At 39.4% G+C, this 15,517-nt stretch carries 12 protein-coding genes; 6 read left to right on the top strand and 6 right to left on the bottom strand.

Annotated features, from left to right (window positions below):
- A partial coding sequence (locus MXE38_RS10730; RefSeq protein ID WP_246914616.1) for a globin domain-containing protein occupies window positions 1-535 on the bottom strand: 535 nt, incomplete at its 3' end.
- 576 nt (window positions 536-1,111) lie between these two features.
- Here MXE38_RS10730 and radA point away from each other — a divergent pair.
- Window positions 1,112-2,488 carry a DNA repair protein RadA gene (gene radA, locus MXE38_RS10725; RefSeq protein ID WP_246914614.1) on the top strand — a complete coding sequence of 459 codons (1,377 nt, stop codon included), beginning with the start codon at window positions 1,112-1,114 and terminating at the stop codon, window positions 2,486-2,488.
- A 180-nt stretch (window positions 2,489-2,668) separates the two neighbouring features.
- On the opposite strand, the gene MXE38_RS10720 is transcribed toward radA, so the two are convergent.
- Both MXE38_RS10720 and MXE38_RS10715 read right to left on the bottom strand, forming a co-directional pair.
- Window positions 2,669-3,040 carry a PilZ domain-containing protein gene (locus MXE38_RS10720; protein WP_246914612.1) on the bottom strand — a complete coding sequence of 124 codons (372 nt, stop codon included), beginning with the start codon at window positions 3,038-3,040 and terminating at the stop codon, window positions 2,669-2,671.
- 388 nt (window positions 3,041-3,428) lie between these two features.
- On the bottom strand, window positions 3,429-4,454 hold the full coding sequence (locus MXE38_RS10715; protein WP_281503201.1) for a DUF416 family protein: 1,026 nt from the start codon (window positions 4,452-4,454) through the stop codon (window positions 3,429-3,431).
- Between the two features lie 424 nt (window positions 4,455-4,878).
- On the opposite strand from MXE38_RS10715, the gene MXE38_RS10710 reads away from it, so the two are divergent.
- The 4 genes from MXE38_RS10710 (at window position 4,879) to MXE38_RS10695 (ending at window position 9,107) form a co-directional block, all read left to right on the top strand.
- On the top strand, window positions 4,879-5,271 hold the full coding sequence (locus MXE38_RS10710; RefSeq protein ID WP_246914608.1) for a lysozyme inhibitor LprI family protein: 393 nt from the start codon (window positions 4,879-4,881) through the stop codon (window positions 5,269-5,271).
- 125 nt (window positions 5,272-5,396) lie between these two features.
- Complete coding sequence (locus MXE38_RS10705) at window positions 5,397-5,789, top strand: lysozyme inhibitor LprI family protein (protein WP_246914606.1); 393 nt, start codon at window positions 5,397-5,399, stop codon at window positions 5,787-5,789.
- Window positions 5,790-6,729: 940 nt separating this feature from the next.
- Window positions 6,730-8,358, top strand: a complete 1,629-nt coding sequence (locus tag MXE38_RS10700; protein WP_246914604.1) for a peptidoglycan DD-metalloendopeptidase family protein — start codon at window positions 6,730-6,732, stop codon at window positions 8,356-8,358.
- A gap of 203 nt (window positions 8,359-8,561) precedes the next feature.
- On the top strand, window positions 8,562-9,107 hold the full coding sequence (locus MXE38_RS10695) for an Rsd/AlgQ family anti-sigma factor (protein WP_246914602.1): 546 nt from the start codon (window positions 8,562-8,564) through the stop codon (window positions 9,105-9,107).
- A gap of 62 nt (window positions 9,108-9,169) precedes the next feature.
- Here the strand turns inward: MXE38_RS10695 and MXE38_RS10690 are convergent, their stop codons facing one another.
- The 3 genes from MXE38_RS10690 to purH all read right to left on the bottom strand — a co-directional run bounded on the left by MXE38_RS10690 (window position 9,170) and on the right by purH (window position 13,640).
- Entirely contained in the window at window positions 9,170-9,943 is a 774-nt protein-coding gene (locus MXE38_RS10690) for a sulfite exporter TauE/SafE family protein (protein ID WP_246914600.1), read from the bottom strand.
- Window positions 9,944-10,603: 660 nt separating this feature from the next.
- On the bottom strand, window positions 10,604-11,896 hold the full coding sequence (purD, locus tag MXE38_RS10685; protein ID WP_246914598.1) for a phosphoribosylamine--glycine ligase: 1,293 nt from the start codon (window positions 11,894-11,896) through the stop codon (window positions 10,604-10,606).
- A gap of 109 nt (window positions 11,897-12,005) precedes the next feature.
- Window positions 12,006-13,640, bottom strand: coding sequence for a bifunctional phosphoribosylaminoimidazolecarboxamide formyltransferase/IMP cyclohydrolase (gene purH / locus MXE38_RS10680; protein WP_246914596.1), 1,635 nt, complete (start codon window positions 13,638-13,640; stop codon window positions 12,006-12,008).
- Between the two features lie 1,008 nt (window positions 13,641-14,648).
- Here purH and MXE38_RS10675 point away from each other — a divergent pair.
- Window positions 14,649-14,930: an HU family DNA-binding protein gene (locus MXE38_RS10675; protein WP_246914594.1), complete on the top strand. Its 282-nt coding sequence runs from the start codon at window positions 14,649-14,651 to the stop codon at window positions 14,928-14,930.
- The last annotated feature ends 587 nt before the right edge of the window (window positions 14,931-15,517 follow it).

The raw sequence follows: 15,517 nt of genomic DNA, 5'->3' as shown, positions 1-15,517 counted from the left end.
CATCAACAGGCTCTAAAATGAAGCTGGTAACATCTTCAGTTTCCTTTTTCTTGTTGGAAATTCTAAAGCTACGCCAGCCAGACCAACCACCAACAGAGTTAGCGCAGTCTTCATAAAGCTCAGACTCAGTCTTAATTAAAATCTCTGCTAATTGAGCATAAGCTTCTGCCCAAGCATCTAAAATCTCATCATTAGCCTTATCTCCTAAGACCTTTTCAATAGCATCAAGTAAGTGCTTGCCTACAATAGGATAGTGTTCGGCGCGAATATTTAAGGATACGTGCTTGCTGGCAATGTGCTTAACAGCATTGAAAAGAACAATTGGGTTTTCAATGTTTTGAGCATAAGCTAAAACTGCAGCAGCTAAGGAGATCTGTTGTCTACCTGTACGCTGGTGTCCTTGGTTAAAAATCTGTCGGAGCTCTGGATTGTTAGCTAGCATCTGGCTGTACATGATGGAGGTAATTTCTACACCATGTTCTTGTAAAAAAGGAACAGAGCTTTTAACTAGTTCAATCTGTTTTTCCGTGAGCATCGGGGTGTCCTATTATCTTAACAACAGCAATAAAAATTTTTACGAGCGCATTAAGAGCGCAAGTTCTAGCTAAATAACAATACTAACATGAAAGAGATTTTTCTAATTTAAGCTAGATAGTAATTATCAATTAAAGGTAAATAAAAGCTTAACTAAAGGCTAATAGCCTGTTTAGTTGTCTATCGGCTATTGATCAAAAGAATTGAGTAGACCTTATGGGATTTGAAAGTTGATATGGCTTTTGACTATCAATTCAACAATGGCAAATAATATTTGAACAGTGAATATAATGTACTAAGCAGAGTGGCTATATTGCTAATAGGTTTGCTTGGATCAAACTGTTTTAAATCGATGGTAAAAGCATTGTCCATAATGGGACTATTATCAACAACAGATAAACGTGCATATTTTACTCCTGTTTTGAGCTATTAAGTGAGCTAGGGATCCATTTTTAGCAAGATATTTAGAAAAATTATTTTTAATCTTATTGAGATAAATATGTAGAAAAAATGTATCAATAGTGCTAATGTCAGTATTTGAAAGTCGATAAAGGCAAGATCAGGATAGGTAGATATCATGGCTAAAACAAAGACTGTTTATGTTTGCAGTGAATGTGGTGCTGAATATTCTCGTTGGCAAGGACAGTGTAAGGCTTGTGGAGAGTGGAATACTATTGAGGAGCTCAAGCTGTCAGGGCCAAAGTCAGAGCGTTCTGTTGCCAGATCTTTAGGTGGTTTTGCAGGTGTAGCCGATGGTAAGGTGGAAAATCTTTCTAATGTAGCCATTGCCCAAACGCCTCGTGTTCCTAGTGGTTATAGTGAGTTTGATCGTGTTTTAGGCGGTGGTATTGTTCCTGGTTCTGTGGTGTTGATTGGTGGCAATCCAGGTGCTGGTAAATCAACCTTATTATTGCAAACGGTATGTAAGCTCTCAGATACTACTAAAGTTTTATATATCACAGGTGAGGAGTCTTTAGAGCAGGTGGCGCTAAGAGCGGCTCGTTTAGGACTACCAACCCAAAATGTACGTATTGGTGCTGAAACCTCGATTGATAACATCATTGCTCTTGCAATGAATGAAAAGCCAGTTGTATTGGTGGTTGACTCTATTCAAGTAATGCATGTTAATGATGTTGATAGTGCTCCTGGCTCAGTATCTCAAGTAAGAGAGGCAGCAGCAGCATTGACCCAATTTGCCAAGCGTACAGGTATTGCTGTGTTTTTAGTAGGTCACGTAACCAAAGAGGGTAGCTTAGCTGGCCCTAAGGTCTTAGAGCACTGCGTTGACTGTTCAGTGTTATTAGAAGCTGGCAATGATATGCGCTTTAGAACTTTACGCTGCCATAAAAATCGTTTTGGTGCCGTAAATGAGATCGGTGTGTTTGCTATGACCGATAAGGGTCTGCATGAAATTAAAAACCCTTCAGCTATCTTTTTGAATAGACAAGAAAAAGTAGCACCAGGCTCTTTAGCTACCTGTATTTGGGAGGGTACTAGACCTTTATTAGTTGAGTTGCAGTGCTTAGTTGATATCTCACAATATGGCAACCCTCGTCGTTTATCTTTAGGTACTGACGCTAATCGTCTGTCAATGCTCTTATCAGTATTGCACCGTCATGCTGGCATTCAATTAGCCGACCAAGATGTGTTTGTGAACGTAGTAGGTGGTGTCAAAATTGAAGGTACCAGTGGTGATGTGCCATTAATTTTGGCGCTCTTATCATCCTTTACCGAAAGACCTATTGATAGAACCACCTTAGCTTTTGGAGAAATTGGTTTAACAGGTGAGATTAGACCAGTACAATCTGGACTAGAGCGTTTAAATGAGGCTGAAAAGCAGGGTTTCACTAGAGCCATCGTGCCTTTTGATAATGCCCCTCGCAATAAAAATAAAATTGGCAACATGGAAGTTGTAGCCGTTAAAAACATCCAAGAGCTGGTCGACTTGGTTTAGCTCGACTACGCACTATACAGCACAGGCTATGTAGCTTAAGCTGCATAGCCTGTGATGCGCTGCGCTTATTAGCGCTAGGGCTGAATAAGGTCTGTGCCTGGTGAGATTTTTACTAGGGCCCATAAAGCAAAAGCCAGACAATTGTCTGGCTTTTGGCACAAGCTAAAAGGAGCCAAAATATTAATCATTATGCATTAATACATTAAGCTCACGGCCAAGGACATCAGAGCGACCGACGTTCATTTCCACTAAACGGCGTAAATTGGAAATGGACTCAGGATCAATACGATCACACTCTAAACCTAGCTTCTTACCAATAACGTGACGACAAGTCATCATCATCACAATTTTAGTAGTAGCTTGTAGCGCAACAGTTAATTGGTACTTTTGACCTTTAAAGAAATGTGGGTCTGCTTCAAAGTTACGAAGCTCAACAAAAGCACCCTTTAAAGAAAGGTCATGGACTAATACCATGTAGTTCTTCTTTTGAACTTCAGATTGTAAAGTGCCTTCTAGATCGAGGGCTACACGAGAGTATTTACGGCGCTCCATAATAGAGTTTCCTTCAACCTCTTAAACCATTGCTTAAAAACATGTAGTAATTACGCAATATAAAATATACAAAACCTTGTCAAAACTATGTCTAGGATAGACAAGAGCACAGTAATTGGCGCAACTGCTAGTTTAAATAATATAAGCCAAGGATAATAATGCTTTAGCTCCAGCTTGTGAGATTAAGTTCTAAAAGCAACTATTATCGTTGTTTCTAAGAACAAATAAGCCCTATATTCTAGATATATTGCTTAAATATTTCCGCAATAGTTTAGAACTATTTTAAAAATATTGCTAGCTATAAAGATCCCAAAACAAACAACTTGACTGTAAATTTTTGCATAAACTTACACTTTAATCTAAAGTGTCAGTAACAATGCGATAAATACTAGTTTTCAGAGCCTTTAGAGGTAAAAACTCGTGCGTGACGCTGCTTAGAGTAAGGCTTTTTAAAGTCTTTCTTGCCTTTAGCACCATAAGCTTTAGCCTTAGACTCTTTTGAACCATTTTTACGCCCTTTGTGAGCTGATTTATCTACCTTACCATACACGCAAGGACGGCTTGGTTCGCCGCTTTCGCTAGCGCTATTACTATCGCTAGCCTCTACCAGCTCAATATCAGCCTCCAAATCAAAAGGATCTAAATTTAACAAGGCCTCATCAATAGCCTCGCCCTTGGCCTCCTCTGGCACTTGGGCATTTCCCTGACCCTGGCTATGGCCCTGGGCCTGAGCGTAGCCTTGGCCCTTGCCTTTGGCATAGGCATCATGGCGGCTGCTATTAGATGGGTGATTGTCCTTGCTTGATGGGCCCTTTGGGGTGGTATCAATGACAAAACAGGAGCTAAAGTCCTCAAAAGTAAGCTCGTTTTCTAGTCCAATATTGCTAAGACCTGGTTCGAGCGCAAATTGAAGGAGAGCTTTGATATTTTCCTCAGAGCGAGGCTCCATAACCTTATACATAAGATCGATTTGGTATTTAAGCTCGTTTTGAATGTCCTCAAGCTCTATTAGGCTATCCTCATCAAGCTCTTGGTCAGGATAGTTGTTTTCACATAAGCGAATGACACTTGCCATAGATGCCTGAGAGGCATCTTGAGCATTTTTGGAGCTCATAGGCACAGAGGATAAGGCTACATCAAGCATCACAGCCACATCAAAAGCAAAGCTATCACCCTCAGTATAGTCTTCAAGCTCTAAAGGTAAGTAAGGCTCAACTTGATCAAAGGCAGCTTCCAAATCGATATGGTTAAACTTGTCGTAGTGATAGCTCCAGCATTGCTTGAGAGCATTTAAAAACTCAGTACGACCTTGGACTTGTTTAACTTCACACCATAAAGCAAAGTTAGAATAGGAGCGTGTTGCTAAAACCAAGGCAAAAAGACTATGACGCCATGGTGGCATCTTTTTAAGCATTGGGTAAAATTTTTCACCAAAAATCACATTACACCTCGATCAAAGAAACAAAACTTATAAAATATTATAGCTGATTAGTATGATATTGATGGGCTCAAATCATGTAGTAATTCTGGCAACTAAGTTGTATTTACAGATGAGCTAAAAAAACAAATAAATAGGGTTTAGTCAAACTTATTAGTGCTACATATCTACATTAGCTCTTAAAAAGGCTAAAATATAGGAGCCTGAAAAAATTCAGGAGTATCAAGATTAATTTCTGACATATGGTAGGGCAAGGAATTATTTAACTTTTCGCTCCTATTTATGGAAGTAATCAATAGGGTTGTGTTTTAGATGAATCGAGGAAATAAGTTGTCATTTAAAGCGCATAAGCACAAGTCTTGGTATCATTAAAATTTAGGAATTAAAGGAGTAGTGACTTATGCAGATGAAGCATCTGTTGGCAACCGTAACCTTATGTTTAGCTGCTGGCTCTTTACCAGCTCATGCCGCATATTCAGGCAATTATGAAAGATGCTTAGAGGCCGCTCAAGGTATTAGTGCAAAAGAAGTTGTTTGTGTTACTTCCGAGAGTGTGTATCAAGATGCAATGCTCAATCACTATTACAATAAATTAAGCAAAGGTTTAACTCCTGAGCAGGCTAAGCTTCTCAAGGACGCTCAAAGAGCATGGATTATCTATCGTGATGCTTCTTTACCATTTGCTGATTCTTTAGGTGGCGCTAATGCTATTAATAGCACTAGAACTCTTATGGAGATGACCAAGGATCGTGCCGAAGAATTAGAGCAAATGTGCAAAGACTACCTTAAATAAGTCTTAATTATAAGATCTTACTTTAAGTGACATGGCATAGCTGTGTTTTTTGCTCAGCTATATTTCATCCATTGGGCTAATAAGGTAATGCTGTTGGCCCTAACTGTATCATTGGATTAAAGTCTATGTCAGTGAAAAAATTTGCTTTAGCCTTAACTTTAGGCTTGTCTTTAGTTTCTCTTAACGCTCATGCTGATTATTCTCAAGACTATGAGAAGTGTCTGGAAGCTACCAATGGTGTAACTGCCGATATGCTTAACTGTATGACTTTAGAGGAAGAGCGCCAAGATGCCATGCTAAATGTGTACTACAAGCAACTCATGAGAGGTCTTGATCCTGAGCATGCCAATTTATTAAAAGAGGCACAGAGAGCTTGGATTAAGTACCGTGATGCTCGCGTCAATTTAGCAGGTTATGACGGCGGCTCCATGGCTGTCCTTAATGTCGGATCTATAAATTTGGAGATGCTCGTTAAACGTGTTGATGAGCTAAAGCAGATGTGTGATAACTATCTTTAGGATCTTATTAGAATCGTAATTAAAGGCCTCTACATATTAATTTATGTAAGAGGCCTTTTTGTTGGTGTGCCTTTTAAGCAAATTTCATAAGATTTTTTGCTTTGGTAGTGGAATTTAATTCCATTTTCACGCACAATAAAGCTATATAAGGTGCGAATAAGACCAACTGTCTAAAATAAGTAATTTGTCAGATTCTTTATCTTAAATTTAGTTGTTTTGTGTCTAATTGTGGCTGTGCCTTAATCATAATTATTACAACCTTAGATCATTAATCATTGACCATGAAATTACCGCTCTAAGCCCTGCTTAGCCGTGCTGGTTATTGCTTTGCAAAGCAGCCAAGCTGCGCTGTATTGCGCTGCGCTGTGCCGCATTGTGTCTAAGCACTAGACAGCGTCGAGCATCTAGCATCGAGCGTTGCTACACAATAGGCGCATAAGCTGCGCTAGCGCTAAGACATAAGGTACTTGGCTATAAGCTGCTTGGTGATGATGGCAGTATTGGCGATGAGCGATTGATGGTGATTGTAAGTGATGGATAGTTATGGGGTACTTTGAGGCTTGGTTGGGGGCTGATAAGTATTTAAACCTTAAAATAGATAGAAAAATATGGAACTTTTGTTCATTTTGTTCGTCTTACCAACTAAGGTGAGACAAGATGGCACCTGTTTCTTGCTTTTCTAATTTATGTCCTATACCTTAACATTTTTGTGGCATGCTACCGTAGTAGCATTGGATTCATCAGCATCAGGCGTGATGCTTTTTCACATATTGTTCTTAAAGTCGTAGCCTTATCTTTGCTTGGCTTGTTTATCATAGTAAATAAGTATTGATTGGGATCAATTAAATCATAGTATTTAACTATGACTTAATTTATACGATAGGGGAGAAATATAGGGAAAGAACGGCGCTATTGGTGTAGTCATTACATTTGGTTAAAAATGCATACTGAAGACTATATCTATCAAGACGACTTATCTGCCAGTAAATACCCACTTTCTAAACAACATGTTGTTGCTATTTCTAGCACTGTATTTTTAGCTAGTGCTTTATATTTTGTGTTACCACAAACAGAAGTAGTTACTACCACTGCCTCTAGCCAAACTTCCCCTATATTTGGCGAAATTACTGACGAAAATGTCTACGAGGAAATGATTGATCCTACTCGTTCCTTGACCGACATTTTACTTACCAATGATAGCGAACTGCCAGCTTCTTCTCGTGATGTAGTTTTATCTGATAATAACAATAACCAAGATGTCTTTACTCAAGGTGAGTTAGGCTCTATGGAAAACTATGATGAGGACGATTTAAGCGGTGCTTTAAGCCTTACTGATGAATCAGCTTTAGAGCAGTCTTTAAATGAACTTGCTACTCAAGATGGTAGCAATCTTACTCCTGCTATGATGCAAAAGTGGACAGCTGAGGAAATTCAAAGAGGAGATACTTTAAGCTCTATTTTCTCTGATATGAATATCCCATACGCTGTACTACAGTCTTTATCCCAAGATCCTGAGGCGGGAGATTCTATTGCTAATATCCGTCCAGGTAATAAGCTTTATTTTAGTTTTGACGCTAATAACAATCTGATTGGCTTTATTAAGCAAATTGACAGTGACGAGCAGTGGCATTTTACTCGTGATGATATCTCTAAGTTAGCTTTTAGCGTTAAAAGAGAACCTAATGGCTCACACATTGTAGTAATTGATAGCGATGGCTCTGCACGTCCTTTATTAGACTCACAAGAGGCTCCTGCCTATAAAAAGCGTGGTCGCTTAGTAGTTGCTACTATTAACGCAGGTGATAGTTTCTCTACTGCTGCCCATGATGCAGGATTAACTTATAACGAGATCCGTAAAATTACCGATCTCTTTAAAGGCCGTGTCCAATTTACCCGCCATTTACAGCCAGGAGACACTTTACGTGTTTTATTCTCTGAGGATAAGGGTAACGGCAAGATCAATGCTATTGAGTTAAAGCTAAAGAAAGTAGGTACTTTGGCTGCTTATCGTAATGAGCTTGATGACAACTACTATGATGAGCGTGGTTATAACTCTGCTAGTTCAACTTTCCGTCGTTTCCCTATTGATGGCAAGGTAGTTATTTCTTCGCACTTTAATCCAACTCGCCGCCATCCAGTAACAGGCAGGGTAAGACCACATAATGGAACTGACTTTGCAGTACGTGTAGGTACTCCTATTGTCTCCCCTGCTGATGGCGTAGTAGAAATTGCCAAGTACTCACGTACAGCTGGCTATTATATTGTCATTCGCCATCGTGGTAGTTATTCAACTGTTTATATGCATAACTCTAAGCTCTTAGTTAAGCAAGGTGACAATGTAAAGATTGGTCAGGTAATTGCTCGTTCTGGCAATACAGGTATTTCTACTGGCCCGCACTTACATTATGAATTACGTCATAATGGTCGCCCTGTAAATGCTATGAGAGTGACACTGCCATCTAACGAGGATATCACAATTGCTAAGAAGAACCGTCAACGTTTTGATAGCAATGTAGCCTTGTTCAAAAAAGAACTATATCAAGACTCTTTAATTGCCCAAAAAGACTAAATAATTGCTAAGATTAGACTTAAGCATGCTTAGTTAGGCCTCAATTAATCTATAGTTCCCTATGGGGGCTATGGTATTAAGAGGTAGCATCGCAAATTTGTGATTAGTATCTTAAACTTGACTCAATACCAATAGTGAAAGATTTATGTTCTGGTATGGTTTAGTTATATGAGCTTACTACAAGCTTTTATTTGGGTGAGTTTATGGAGATTATTATGGGTGCTAAAACTATTGGTGGTTTTAATACTACCTTGCAGGAAGTTGAAGAGCGCTATGCTTGGATTAATGAGATGATTAAATCTCGCCAAGAATTAGTTCTTAAATACATGAATTTACTAAAGGCTCCTGAACACGATGATCTAACTGATACTGCACAAGATCGTCCTTCTCCTGAGGCTATTACAGCTTTTTGTGAGCATTTAGTAGACTATATCTCTCATGGTCATTTCGATTTATATCCTAAAATTGTTGAGCTTTTAGAAAAATCATCTAGCCGATCCTTATCCATTGCCCATCGTGTCATGCCTAAGATTGATGCTACTACAGATTTCTTATTAAGATTTAATGATCGCTATGCCGACGATATGGATGAGCGTAAATATGAGTTTTTAATGGGAGATCTTGCTAAGGCGGGTGAGAAATTAGAATTGCGCTTTAAGAGTGAAGATCGCCTTATTATTGGTTTAAGAATTTTAAATATCAGAGCTACCGTTGCTGCTCAGGCTAAAGCTCAAGAAGAGAATAAGTAATACCATAATACTCTCTTTGCTTAACGCTAGCTTTTAGCTTTAAGCAAAGAGAGGAGTAATGCTTATTTTAGGGCGGTATACATTAAAAGTACGCCACTTAAAATAGCAACCATAGAGAAGACAATACGTACTTTTTCAGTAGGCATTTTTAATAATAGAGCAGTACCTAAGAATGCTCCTAAGAAAGCAGCCACAATCATCGCTGGAATCCATTGCCAATGAATGGATGTCACTGCGCCTACAGTAATAGCTCCCACCGCATTCCAAATAGTAGCTACAAATACCATGGTATGGTAGATAGCTCTTTTTAACTCTAAGCCAAAGACTAAAGTTAAGGTGAGAGTTGAAAACAATCCTGCACCTGATGATAAAGAGCCTGAAAATAGTCCCACTAAAACAATCAGCAATACACCAATGGCAAAGCGTGTTTTAGAAATATGTTCTACACCCTTAGAGCCAAAGCCTTTCTTTAACAGAGTGTAAATACCCATAGCAATAGTGACCAGACCTACGGTAATTTCAGCAGCTTTAGTTGGAACATTAATTACAATCAAAGTTCCTGCTACTACAGCAGGACAGCCTACTAAGAGCATTACCAAGCCAATGGTCTTATCAATAGCGAATTTGTTGCTCTTTTTCTTAGCCAGAGCTCCAATACCAAGGAACACTACAGCTACTTTATGAGTACCTAAGGCAGTTGCAAAAGGTAATCCCATTAAAATAAGTAAAGGAAATTGCACAAAACCCGCACCGCCTCCTGATACAGAGGCAAAGAGATTGGCGGTAAAGGTAAAGGCAAATACAATAATTTGGTCAATAATAGCGCTTTGATCCATAAAATTACTGTGCATAAGGGGTCTTAATGAAGAGTCCTTTCACTAAGTTTTGACTTACAAAATTACCCATCCCTATTAAGCTCCTGCATTATCCTGGATAGCTTATGCATACGCACAAGAAGCTGCTAAGGCAGCTTATGCTTCACTTGCGCATAGGCTTGGATCTGTGTGCACAGATGCCATGCAGTCATGGGGTGCTGTATAGCGTAGCTTAGTAGTAGCTCTTGCGCCTGCAAGAGCAGGGGCTAGGGCTAGAGCTGTGCTCGAGCTTTAGCTCGGGCTAGAGCCCGAGCATGGGCCTAAGCTTTGGCTTTGGCTTGGGCTTGAGCGGGCGATGACTTTATGATTTTGTGCTGGTCATAATTAGTGAAAAAAATCTTTAAATAAGAGAGCTATGCAGTGGTCTCCAAAAAAAGTAACAGAATTGGGCTGTGATGCTACCACAATAGTTGAGGGGAGCAAAACTAAAAGCTGATAAATGCTTAATCTGTAAAAGTGTTTGACTGGCTCAAAGGGTAAGGTAATGAGCATGGATATTAAGTGTATGATTACTAATCAATACAGCTTAATGATGTCTAGCTTAGATCTTTTTGCCTATAAAAACACGAAAAAAGCCCGCAAGTGCGGGCTTTTATCAATAGATGAAATTATAAAAGAATATTATTTCTTCTCTAAGCGCTCTAAAGCACGGTGAGCAATGTCTTTACGGTAGAACATGCCCTTAAAGTTAATATTCTTAGTTAATGCATAAGCGCGGGCGGTTGCCTCAGCAATGTCCCCACCCATAGCAGTTACGCAAAGAACACGACCGCCATTGGTTACTACTTTGCCATCAACTTCTTTAGTGCCTGCTTGGAATACCTTGCCATAATCAGGTAATTGAGCATCAAGACCATTGATTTCATCACCCTTGCGTGGATCTTGTGGATAGCCCTCAGCAGCTAAAACAATACCTACAGCAGGATTTGGATTGTAAGAGCAGGTCTTGCCCTCTAAGCCACCAGCCTCACAGCCTTTGTAACATAAGTCTACTAAGTCAGAGGTCATACGTAACATGATTGGCTGAGTCTCTGGGTCACCAAAGCGGCAGTTGAACTCAACTACACGAGGATCGCCATTGTCATCAATCATTAAGCCAGCATAGAGGAAGCCAAAGTATGGAATGCCATCATCAGCCATGCCCTTAATGGTAGGCTCAATAATGCGCTCCATAACTTTCTGATAAACATCGTGAGTTACGATTGGAGCTGGGGAGTAAGCACCCATACCACCAGTGTTTGGACCTGTATCGCCATCACCAACACGCTTATGATCTTGTGAGGTAGCCATTGGTACAGCATTGATAGAGTCAGACATTACGATGAATGAAGCCTCTTCACCTTGCATGAACTCTTCAATAACTACACGTGCACCAGCATCACCAAAGGCATTGTCCTCAAGCATGGACTTAACAGCGTCAATGGCTTCTTCCTTGGTCATAGCAACTACTACGCCCTTACCAGCAGCTAAGCCGTCAGCCTTAATTACAATAGGAGCGCCCTGCTTTTCAATATAAGCAATAGCATCATCTACCTTAGTAAATACCTCATAGGCGGCAGTTGGAATGTTGTGACGCTTTAAGAAGTCTTTAGTAAAAGACTTAGAACCCTCAAGTTGAGCACCTGCTTGAGATGGGCCAAAGACACGCAATTTAGCGGCTTTGAATGCATCAACTAAACCAGCTACTAAAGGAGCCTCAGGGCCAACAATAGTAAGATCAATAGAAGCCTTTTTAGCAAACTCAACTAAAGCATTAATATCAGTGACATTAATGTCTACATTTTCAATTTTGTTTTCTGTCTTGGTACCTGGGTTACCTGGGGCAACATATACGATATCAGCAAGAGGAGATTGAGCAGCACGCCATGCTAAAGCATGCTCACGACCGCCATTACCAACAACTAAAACCTTCATGATCTTATCCTTAAAGTTGTATTACCGACGTTTAACCAAAGCTATTAGCATGGTTAAGGGCCTAACTAAAAGTGATAGTTAGGCCTTTGGGCTTAGTTAAGCTTTAAAACTAGTGACGGAAGTGACGTACACCAGTGAATACCATGGCAATACCATGCTCATTTGCAGCCTGGATAACTTCCTCGTCACGGATAGAACCACCTGGCTGAATAATGCACTTAACGCCTGCCTTGGCAGCAGCATCAACACCATCACGGAATGGGAAGAATGCATCAGAGGCAAGTGCTGAACCTTCTAAGGAGAGCTTAGCGTCTTCAGCACGAATAGTAGCAATACGGGCAGAGAATACACGTGAGGTCTGACCGCAACCAATACCTAAGGTACGCTTATTGTTGGTATAAACAATGGCGTTTGACTTGGTGTACTTACATACACGCCAAGCAAAGAGTAACTCATCTAACTCCTCATCAGATGGAGCACGCTCAGTTACTACCTTGAGGTCTTCACGCTTAACATTTACTAAATCAGCGTCTTGAACTAAGAGGCCGCCGTTAACACGCTTAAAGTCGTAACGGTCATTACGCTCAGTCATGTCACCGATAGCTAAGAGGCGGATATTCTTCTTAGCGCTAACAACTTGCTTAGCTTCCTCAGTTACGCTTGGAGCAACAATAACTTCACAGAATTGGCGATCGATAATGGCCTGAGCAGTCTTGCCATCAAGCTCACGGTTAAAGGCGATAATGCCACCAAAAGCAGACTCGCTATCGGCCTCAAAAGCCTTGATATAAGCGTCAGTTAAGTTATCAGCTAAGGCTACGCCGCAAGGATTAGCATGCTTAACAATTACACAGCATGGCTCCTCTAAGAACTCACGTACACACTCAATAGCTGCATCAGTATCAGCGATGTTGTTGTAAGAAAGTTCCTTGCCTTGGAATTGAACAGCAGTAGCAATAGAGGCATTGGTTAAGGAAAGATCCTTGTAGAAAGCAGCCTTTTGGTGTGGGTTTTCGCCATAGCGCATGCCTTGGAGCTTAACAAACTGTAAGTTTAAGGTGCGTGGGAAAGAGCGCTTTTGTAAATCTACACCGCTATTGGTGATAACTGGAGTGCCAGTCTCGCTCTCATCTTTAATACCATAGTCAGAGGCAATAGTACCAAAGTAGTTAGCAATAGCACCATCATAGCCAGCAGTGTGCTCATAAGCTGCAATAGCTAAGTCAAAACGAGTCTTATAGGTTAAAGAACCTTCGTTTTGATCCATTTCTTCGATAATGCGTGGGTAATCACAAGCATTAACAACGATAGCCACATCTTTATGATTCTTGGCAGCAGCACGAACCATGGTAGGGCCGCCAATATCGATATTCTCAATAGCCTTTTCTAAAGAGCAATTAGGATCAGAGGTGGTCTTAACAAATGGGTAGAGATTAACGCAAACTAAGTCAATTGGCTTAATGCCGTGCTCTTCCATTACAGATTCATCAGTGCCGCGACGACCTAAAATACCACCATGAATCATTGGGTGTAAGGTCTTTAAACGACCATCCATCATCTCAGGGAACTTGGTGTAATCAGAAACTTCAATTACTGGTACACCATTGTCCATTAAAAGCTTAGCAGTACCACCTGTTGATAAAATCTCAACACCGCGCTTTGATAATTCTTGGGCAAACTCAAGTACGTCACTCTTATCAGATACTGAAATCAAAGCTCTCTTGATAGGACGAGATAAATGCATTCCTAAATGCTCCGCAAAAGGTAAAGAACAAAAATAGCTGGCATCTAACACCAAAGCCCCGCAAAGGCAGGGCTAAAGAATGATTTAATACCAACTAAGTTAAGTTGGATAATTTTGGTGTGAACTTTTTAGCTTCACTTTTACCAAAAACTAAGGGTTATAAGTAACATTAAGTAGCTATTACTTACATTATGAAATCTGTGTTCTACAAAGCTTTTTACATGAGGCAGATAAGTTAAATATGCCAGAGAAAAACTAACAAACTAAAAAATTATTAACCTAAATTAAGCTAAAAAGCTGGCATATTTTAGCATGTTTAGTGCATATCAGGCGCTAAAATATGGCAAAAAATCTACAACAGAGCAAAGTATAGATAATAATCAATTAAATTAATAAACCTAAATACGTAGCTATTTTTTCTTATAAACACTCATTAGCCTAAGCTTAAGATAAAGATAAGTAATCTTTAAATAAGTGCCATAAAACAAAATAGCCTCTAATGGTAATTAGCTCATAAGAGTAGATACAGTGGATATAGGTGTGTTTAATAAGTAAGCAAATAATGGTCTTTGGAATAGGTGCAAGAAATGCAAATTAAAATAATGCGTATTAGCGTTCAGGAGCAAGTTTTAACAAATTGCTTAATTAAGCGCTTTTGCCCCTGTGCTATTTGTTGGTATTTTGTTTAATACTGGTGCTAAAGTGGCTTTATATAAGGAATTAGCAAGAAAATTTCAAGTAGGTTTAGCAAAAATATTTTTTGAACGTGATTAGCTGGTCTTAAAGTCGTAGTTCAAGCGTAAGAAAATCGCATAAATAAGCCATTTTTAAACGTGAATAAAAGGTGGCACTGGTCACAAATGGACAAGACAAATCCGCTATATAAGCGTTTTTTCGTAAAATGATGTTGATATTTATATTTTCTTGTGGTGAAATTCTAGAAAAATTAACGGTTATCAAATATGTCATTAGATGACCTGTATGTCTGATTGAAAGGATAATATCGATATGAATAAGTCTGCACTTATCGACCAAATCGCTAGACGTTCTGATTTACCAGTAAGTCAATCCCGCAAGGCTTTAGATGCTATGTTAGAGACCATCACTGAGGCTTTAAGCAATGGCGATCGTGTTCAATTAGTAGGCTTTGGTACTTTTAAGGTAACCGATCGTAAGTCTCGTGAGGGTCGTAACCCTAAGACTGGTGAAGTTATCCAAATCCCTGCCTCCAAGACCCCATCTTTCACCGCTGGTGCTGAGTTAAAGAAGTCCGTAAACGGTCGTGACTAATTTAACTTTGTTTAAGATGTGATCTTAAGCAGAAGAAAAAGACATAAAGGGCAAGTTGATGCTAATAACATCAACTTGCCTTTTTTATTGTTGTCCAAAATACGCACCTATATGGGGTGATAGATACAAAAATCTAAAAAAATAGTGCTATAGAACATGGTTTTAACAAATAGGCGTAATTCTCCACCTATAACTCGAAGAGTTTAGGTGGAGATGTAAGCCTACATCTTAATAACATTATAGCGGACGATCTTGATTTTCTATATATTCTCTCAAAACAGATAGAGAAGCACCTCCAACTGAAATTAGGCAGTAAGCTCTTGGCCACATAGCATTTGTTCCAAAATAAAATTGACTTAAATAAGCAGATTAGTGTTTTGAGCTAATGGTTTTGAGGTTTTTGATAAATTTACTTGGCAGTATCGAAGGATTCATGTCAACAAGCAAATAAACATGATCATGCTCTCCATTAAATTCCAAGATAGATATCCTCCATCTATCAGCAAGCTCCTTCATTTTTATTTCCAGATCTAAAAGCACTTCGTTGTAAATACCTTTCTACGATGTATTGTTACTAAGACAAATGA

It is taken from the genome of Anaerobiospirillum sp. NML120448 (assembly GCF_023050945.1).
Lineage (GTDB): Bacteria > Pseudomonadota > Gammaproteobacteria > Enterobacterales > Succinivibrionaceae > Anaerobiospirillum.
This window is presented reverse-complemented; position numbering and strand designations above follow the sequence as displayed.